This is a genomic window from Acidovorax sp. (assembly GCF_022763525.1).
In the GTDB taxonomy this organism is placed as follows: domain Bacteria; phylum Pseudomonadota; class Gammaproteobacteria; order Burkholderiales; family Burkholderiaceae_C; genus Acidovorax.
The window spans coordinates 1-7,125 of record NZ_JALEGG010000024.1 but is presented as its reverse complement, the minus strand read 5'-3'; the positions used below and the strand labels follow the sequence as shown (position 1 = coordinate 7,125).

Genomic DNA, 7,125 nt, shown 5'->3' with positions numbered 1-7,125 from the left:
GGGCTGCGGGGGAGAAAAATAGCCAGAGGGTGTCTTTGGCCTTGTCGTAGCAAGAGAAAAGTGCCCTGCCGGACCCGGGGGGACACATCAGGAACTTCGACATGAACATCTGCTGAATGCGCAATGTCGGCTCGAACGCCTCCTCATCATTGCCCAGTGCCAATTTGTACCAACTGCTCATATGCGCCTTTCATCTGGCCCCGCCAGTAACTCGGATGGCACATCGTATGAGGGCTCACGAGCAGGCGAACTCTTGTGCAGCGCATCAATGCGTAGGACAAAAGCTCCCGACCGGCGCAGAGCGTATCTCGCCCGTCGGCAGATCGGTCAGTCGAAGAAGGACTCCATGTCGGCGCGCGGAACGCGTTTTACGCTGCCTACGCGCAGGCTACATGCCCTGAGCGTTGCGCAACCCAGTCCGGTGACATAAAGGACCTGGGCGTTCTGTTGCGGCGAGTCAACGGGAGGAAGCTGTACCTCGACCATCCCGGCAGCGCGCAAGATACGGAGCTTGTCGATATTGACGACATCCGTCTCAATCAGAGGGAGGGTATCGCGCTCCAAACCTCTTAGGTACTCCATTGGCATAAGGCCTCCGGCGTGAACGAAAACCGATTTTGCGCCGCAACCTCTGCGCACCTCAAGAACTGATACATGAAGCTACAAATGCGTGCCTCTCTCCTCGTAAGCAGTACGCCCATGGCTGCTACCGGTGACCTCCGGGGGGAAAGGCCGCGTTTGGAGTGCGGAAAAAGAAGGGGTGAGCGCGCACGGGATGGAATTCGGAAAAGCCATGTTCGCACAGGGCGCAATCTGCAGATTCCTGGGTGGCTGTCGGGCTACCAAAAAGGCGACAGGGAAGCACGCGTACCAGCGACCGCCCGTTGGAAATAGAAGATGGAAAAGAGAAAAGGCGTTCACTGAACTCAGTGAACGCCTTTGAACGTTGTATGGTGGAGCTGGCGGGAATTGAACCCGCGTCCGTAAGCCTTTATCGGGCAGATCTACATGTTTAGCGGTCTGTTTTAAGTCTCGCCACCCTTGCCGCGCAGTCGCACGCTACAAAGGCCGCCAGCACCCTATTTTCTCGCTCCGATCCAAGGTACCCGGATCGAAGCCAGCCCATGTAATTATCCTTGCAGCCGGGAGGCACTGATTGCTCAGAACCCCCTTGCCCAGCCCATCGGCCAACTGTTGCAAGGCTCACTGGCAATTAAGCAGCGAGTGCGAAACGTTCGTCGTTTGCAGTTAGTTTGTTAAATCGAGATTTACGAGCGTGACTCAAGCTCGACATGCACCACACCGATTCCGATCCCACGTCGAAACCAGGACAGCCCCAGAACCTCTATTTTAGGCGGTCCTCAGCAATTGCAAGAGTTCGGAGGGAGATTTAATTGCGGCGTGGGCGCCCCACTCGAGTGGGTTCGACTTCGCGCCGAGGTAACCGTACGTGGCCGCGACCGTCCCCATCCCCGCAGCGAGGCCTGCCACGATGTCTCGTTCATCGTCCCCCACATAGATGCAGTGTTGCGGATCCACCCCCAGTCGCGCTGCAGCTTCCAGCAACGGCGCCGGATGAGGCTTGGAGTGGGGGGTGGAATCGCCGCTCACCACCGCCCCCGCGGAAGCAAAAACAGGGATCATCCGGGTCAAGGGGTCGGTGAAGCGTGCCATCTTGTTGGTAACGACTCCCCAGGCCAATTGCCGGCCTAAGAGCTCCGACACCATCTCAGGCACGCCATCGAATACGGTTGTGTGAACCGTCATGCTGGACTCGTAGTTCTTGAAGAACTCCTCGCGCATGACCGCGAAATCCGGATGATCTGGCGCCAGCCCGAAGGCCTCCGCCAGCATTCCCCGCGCACCCGCGCCGGCCATGGGCCGATAGCGCTCCAGCGGCAGCGATGGGAGACCGCGGTCCGTCCGCATCTTGTCAGCGGCAGCGCCCAAGTCAGGAGCACTATCAATCAGTGTGCCGTCCAGATCAAACAGCACCGCCCGAATGTTCAGAAACATGGCTTGAGGTCAGGTGAGGGCTCGCTGCGTAGACAAAAGATAGTTCACGCTGGTGTCTTTGGTCAGCGCATAACGCCGAGTGAGAGGGTTGTACCCCAGCCCCTGGGTTCCTTTGACGTCCAGTCCGGCCATGCGGCAACTTGCAGCCAACTCGCTGGGCCGGATCATCTTCGCGTATTCATGGGTGCCTCGGGGGAGCATGTTCAACACATATTCCGCCCCCACAATGGCCAGAAGAAAGGCTTTGGGGCTGCGGTGAATCGTCGAGAAAAACACCCAGCCGCCAGGACGCACGAGCTGCGCGCAGGCTCGCACAACAGACCCGGGGTCGGGCACATGCTCAAGCATTTCCATGCACGTGACGACGTCGAAACTTGCAGCCTCTTCCCGGGCCAAGGCTTCGGCACTGATCTCCCGATACTGAATATTGCCCGTCTGCGCCTCAAGCGCGTGCAGTTGCGCCACCCGCAACGCCTTGGAAGACAAGTCGATACCGGTGACGTTCGCGCCCTTGCGGGCCATGGAATCAGCCAGGATCCCCCCTCCACACCCCACATCCAGCACGCGCTTCCCCTGCAGTCCACACTGGGTATCGATCCAGTCCAGCCGCAAAGGATTGATTTGGTGCAGAGGGCGGAATTCGCTTTCGGTATCCCACCAGCGGTGGGCAAGCTCCGAAAACTTGGCCAGTTCGGCCGGATCGGCATTCACGGTATCGCTCATGTAGCAATTGTCTCCTTAAGCTGCAGGATCTTCGCCGGGAAAATCCTCCAAACGCAAAAAAGCCCCGTCGCCGGGGCTTTTCTGGTCAAGCAATCAAGAGATTACTTGGAAGCGCGGGTACCCACCACTTCGATTTCCACGCGACGGTTCTTTGCGCGGCCTTCGGCGGTCTTGTTGTCGGCAACAGGTTGCTTTTCACCCTTGCCTTCGGTGTACACACGGTTCTTTTCGATGCCCTTGGACACCAGGTAAGCCTTCACGGCTTCGGAACGGCGGACAGACAGCTTCTGGTTGTAAGCGTCGGAACCCACGGAGTCGGTGTGGCCGACAGCGATGATCACTTCCAGGTTGATGCCCTTGACCTTCGAGACGAGATCGTCCAGCTTGGCCTTGCCTTCTGGCTTCAGAACCGACTTGTCGAAGTCAAAGAATGCGTCGGCAGCGTAGGTCACCTTGGTGGCCACAGCAGGAGCTGGAGCGGGAGCAGGTGCGGGAGCAGCAGGTGCAGGAGCGGCGGCGGGAGCAGCGGCAGCAGGAGTGGGAGCCACGATAGCGCCGTCGCAGCCAGGAGCGGCCGTTGCAGGCGTCCAGTTGGCATTGCGCCAGCAGTATTCGTTGGTGCCGTTCTTCCAGACCAGTTGGCCAGAAGCATCTCTCCAGTTGTCAACGGTTTGTGCGCCAGCGGCGGTTGCGAGCGCTGCAGAGGCAAACAACATCGCCACTTTGTTCAGTTTCTTCATGGTTCTCCTCTTGGGGAAAAAGCCGCAGCCGCGCTGCGAATCAGGACGCTAGGGATGACCACCATCCAAAGCGTTCAAACGATTGTGCCATACGTAACAGGGCAAAAGCGGCGCGCCCCTCTTGGGGGCCGTAGGACAAAAGCGGAATTGCTTTGATATGTTGCGCGACCGCGACACGGTCTTCCCCCTAAAATGACTGTCCTTCGCCGCCATCGCCGCCCCAATGACCCAGTTTGCCAAAGAAACCCTGCCCATCAGTCTTGAAGAAGAGATGCGGCGCAGTTACCTCGATTACGCGATGAGCGTCATTGTGGGCCGGGCTCTGCCCGATGCGCGCGACGGCCTCAAACCTGTGCATCGGCGCGTGCTGTATGCAATGCACGAGCTCAACAACGACTGGAATCGGCCGTATAAAAAGTCCGCCCGTATCGTTGGCGATGTGATAGGTAAATACCACCCGCACGGTGACTCGGCGGTATACGACACCATCGTACGGATGGCACAGGATTTTTCGCTGCGCCACATGCTGGTCGACGGCCAGGGCAATTTCGGCTCGGTGGACGGGGACAACGCCGCCGCCATGCGATATACCGAAATCCGTCTGGCGAAGATTGCGCATGAAATGCTGGGCGATATCGACAAGGAAACCGTCGATTTCGGGCCCAACTACGACGGCAGCGAAAAGGAACCGCTCGTACTGCCCAGCAAACTGCCCAATCTGCTCGTCAATGGTTCGGCGGGTATTGCGGTGGGTATGGCCACCAATATTCCGCCGCACAACCTCAATGAAGTGGTGGACGGCTGCCTGCACATGTTGCGCAACCCGGATGCGTCCATCGACGAGTTGATGGAGATCATTCCGGCGCCCGATTTCCCCACTGCCGGCATCATCTACGGCATCAACGGCGTGAAGGACGGCTACCGCACCGGCCGCGGCAAGGTGGTGATGCGGGCCAAGTGCCATTTCGAGGACATCGACCGCGGCCAGCGCCAGGCGATCATCGTCGACGAGCTCCCCTACCAGGTCAACAAGAAGACGCTGCAAGAGCGCATGGCCGAGTTGGTGCATGAGAAGAAAATCGAGGGCATCAGCCACATCCAGGACGAGTCCGACAAGTCGGGCATGCGCCTCGTGATTGAGCTCAAGCGCGGTGAAGTGCCTGAGGTGGTGCTCAACAACCTGTACAAGCAGACACAGCTGCAGGACACCTTCGGCATGAACATGGTGGCACTGATCGACGGTCAGCCCCGCCTGTGCAACCTCAAAGACCTGATCGTCGTCTTCCTGCAGCACCGCCGCGAAGTGGTGACCCGCCGCACGGTGTTCGAGCTGCGCAAGGCGCGCGACCGCGGGCATGTGCTGGAAGGCCTGGCCGTGGCGCTGGCCAACATCGACGATTTCATCGCCATCATCCGCAACGCCCCCACCCCGCCGGTGGCCAAGTCCGAGCTGATGGCCCGTTCGTGGGACAGCAAGTTGGTGCGCGAGATGCTCACCCGCACCCGCGAGGATGGCGGCGTGGTCAATGCCGACGACTACCGGCCCGAAGGGCTGGAACGTGAATTCGGCATGGGCCAGGACGGCCTGTACCGGCTGTCCGAAACCCAGGCGCAGGAAATCCTGCAGATGCGCCTGCAGCGCCTCACGGGCCTGGAGCAGGACAAGATCGTGGCCGAGTACAAGGAAGTCATGGCGGTCATCGAAGACCTGCTGGACATTCTGGCCAAGCCCGAGCGCGTCTCCACCATCATTGGCGAGGAGCTCACCTCCATCAAGCAGGAGTTCGGCCAGCACAAGCTGGGCGCCCGTCGCAGCGTCGTCGAGTACAGCGCGCAAGACCTCTCCACCGAAGACTTGATCACGCCCACCGACATGGTGGTGACACTGTCGCATACGGGCTACATCAAGAGCCAGCCCCTGTCCGAATACCGCGCCCAGAAGCGCGGCGGTCGCGGCAAGCAGGCCACGGCGACCAAGGAAGACGACTGGATTGACCAGCTCTTCATCGCCAACACGCACGACTACATCCTGTGCTTCTCCAACCGGGGCCGCCTGTACTGGCTCAAGGTCTGGGAAGTGCCTGCCGGCTCGCGCGGCTCGCGCGGCCGCCCCATCGTCAACATGTTCCCGCTGCAGGACGGCGAGAAGATCAATGTGGTGTTGCCGCTCACGGGCGACATGCGCAGCTTCCCCGCCGACCGGTTCGTGTTCATGGCCACCAGCATGGGCACCGTGAAGAAGACCGCGCTGGATGAATTCAGCAACCCGCGCAAGGGCGGCATCATTGCCGTGAACCTGGACGATGGCGACTACCTGATCGGTGCCGCGCTGACCGACGGCAAGCATGACGTCATGCTGTTCAGCGACGGCGGCAAGGCCGTGCGGTTTGACGAGAACGATGTACGCCCCCTGGGACGCCAGGCCCGCGGCGTGCGCGGCATGATGCTGGAAGACGGCCAGAGCGTGATCGCCATGCTGGTGGCCGAGGACGAAACGCAGAGCGTGCTCACCGCCACCGAGAACGGCTACGGCAAGCGCACCAGCATCGTCGAATACACGCGCCACGGCCGTGGCACAAAGGGCATGATCGCCATCCAGCAAAGCGAGCGCAACGGCAAGGTCGTGGCCGCCACGCTGGTGCATGCGGACGACGAGATCATGCTGATCACCGACAAGGGCGTGCTGGTGCGCACCCGGGTTGCCGAAATCCGTGAACTGGGCCGCGCCACGCAGGGCGTCACGCTGATTGCGCTGGATGAAGGCTCCCAGCTCAGCGGCCTGCAGCGCATTGTTGAGAACGACGCCAACGGGATCGATGCAGACCCCGGTGCGGAAGGTCCGTCCGATGGCAGTACCCCTTCCGCGCAGGCCGACAACACAGATTCTCCGGACGCCTGAGGCAACCGGCCTGCGGGGCAGGCGCTCGCAGGCAAACGCTATCAAAACAAGAGCTGTCAGCGCTTATCCACTAAGCGCCGACGGCATTTTTTACCCATCTAATCATGACACGTCCCTATAACTTCGCGCCCGGACCGGCCGCCATTCCCACCGAAGTACTGCAGACAGCCGCCGCAGAAATGCTGGATTGGCACGGCAGCGGCATGGGCGTGATGGAGATGAGCCACCGCGGCAAGGAGTTCCAGTCCATCTATGAACAGGCAGAAGCGGACCTGCGCGAACTGCTGGCGGTTCCCGCGCAGTTCAAGATCCTGTTCATGCAGGGTGGCGGCCTGGCGGAGAACGCGATCGTTCCGCTGAATCTTTCACGCGCTGGCGTGGTCGACTTCGTTGTCACCGGAAGCTGGAGCCAGAAATCGCAGAAAGAGGCCCGCAAGTACGCCTCCGAGGTGAACGTCGTGGCCTCGGGGGAAGATACCGGGTTCACGACCCTTCCCGATCCGGCCACCTGGACAGTCAGCCGCGGTGCCAGCTATCTGCACATCTGCAGCAATGAAACGATCAACGGCATTGAATTCCACGAGCTGCCGGACCTGAAAGCGCTCGGAAGCGACGCACCGCTGGTCATCGATTTCTCTTCCCATGTGGCGTCGCGCCCCGTGGACTGGTCGCGCGTGGGCCTCGCGTTTGGCGGCGCGCAGAAAAACCTGGGCCCTGCGGGTTTGACCCTGGTGATCGTGCGCGAAG

General features: G+C 60.6%; 6 protein-coding genes, 1 other RNA gene and 1 pseudogene. 2 read left to right on the top strand and 6 right to left on the bottom strand.

Going from position 1 to position 7,125, the window contains the following annotated elements:
• The 6 genes and pseudogenes from MRY84_RS02040 to ompA form a co-directional block, all read right to left on the bottom strand.
• Positions 1-181, bottom strand: a pseudogene (locus MRY84_RS02040) (hypothetical protein); the annotation flags it as partial.
• 146 nt (positions 182-327) lie between these two features.
• Positions 328-588 carry a hypothetical protein gene (locus tag MRY84_RS02035; protein ID WP_291504099.1) on the bottom strand — a complete coding sequence of 87 codons (261 nt, stop codon included), beginning with the start codon at positions 586-588 and terminating at the stop codon, positions 328-330.
• Positions 589-951: 363 nt separating this feature from the next.
• Positions 952-1,338, bottom strand: a transfer-messenger RNA (tmRNA) gene (gene ssrA / locus MRY84_RS02030).
• 12 nt (positions 1,339-1,350) lie between these two features.
• Complete coding sequence (locus MRY84_RS02025; RefSeq protein WP_291504098.1) at positions 1,351-2,016, bottom strand: HAD-IA family hydrolase; 666 nt, start codon at positions 2,014-2,016, stop codon at positions 1,351-1,353.
• Between the two features lie 9 nt (positions 2,017-2,025).
• Positions 2,026-2,739, bottom strand: coding sequence for a bifunctional 2-polyprenyl-6-hydroxyphenol methylase/3-demethylubiquinol 3-O-methyltransferase UbiG (ubiG, locus tag MRY84_RS02020; protein WP_291504097.1), 714 nt, complete (start codon positions 2,737-2,739; stop codon positions 2,026-2,028).
• A 101-nt stretch (positions 2,740-2,840) separates the two neighbouring features.
• Positions 2,841-3,479, bottom strand: a complete 639-nt coding sequence (gene ompA / locus MRY84_RS02015; protein ID WP_142146571.1) for an outer membrane protein OmpA — start codon at positions 3,477-3,479, stop codon at positions 2,841-2,843.
• Between the two features lie 223 nt (positions 3,480-3,702).
• Here ompA and gyrA point away from each other — a divergent pair, with 223 nt between their 5' ends.
• Together gyrA and serC are read left to right on the top strand one after the other, a co-directional pair.
• The gene (gyrA, locus tag MRY84_RS02010; protein WP_291504096.1) at positions 3,703-6,378 is read left to right on the top strand and encodes a DNA gyrase subunit A; all 2,676 of its coding nucleotides are present in this window, start codon (positions 3,703-3,705) and stop codon (positions 6,376-6,378) included.
• Between the two features lie 104 nt (positions 6,379-6,482).
• On the top strand, positions 6,483-7,125 hold a 643-nt coding region (gene serC, locus MRY84_RS02005; protein WP_291504095.1), incomplete at its 3' end, for a 3-phosphoserine/phosphohydroxythreonine transaminase.

Coding starts and splice junctions, on each gene's coding strand:
- MRY84_RS02025 (WP_291504098.1), bottom strand. CDS start 2,016: ATGTTTCTGAACATTCGGGCGGTGCTGTTTGATCTGGACGGCACACTG.
- ompA (WP_142146571.1), bottom strand. CDS start 3,479: ATGAAGAAACTGAACAAAGTGGCGATGTTGTTTGCCTCTGCAGCGCTC.
- gyrA (WP_291504096.1), top strand. CDS start 3,703: ATGACCCAGTTTGCCAAAGAAACCCTGCCCATCAGTCTTGAAGAAGAG.
- ubiG (WP_291504097.1), bottom strand. CDS start 2,739: ATGAGCGATACCGTGAATGCCGATCCGGCCGAACTGGCCAAGTTTTCG.
- MRY84_RS02035 (WP_291504099.1), bottom strand. CDS start 588: ATGCCAATGGAGTACCTAAGAGGTTTGGAGCGCGATACCCTCCCTCTG.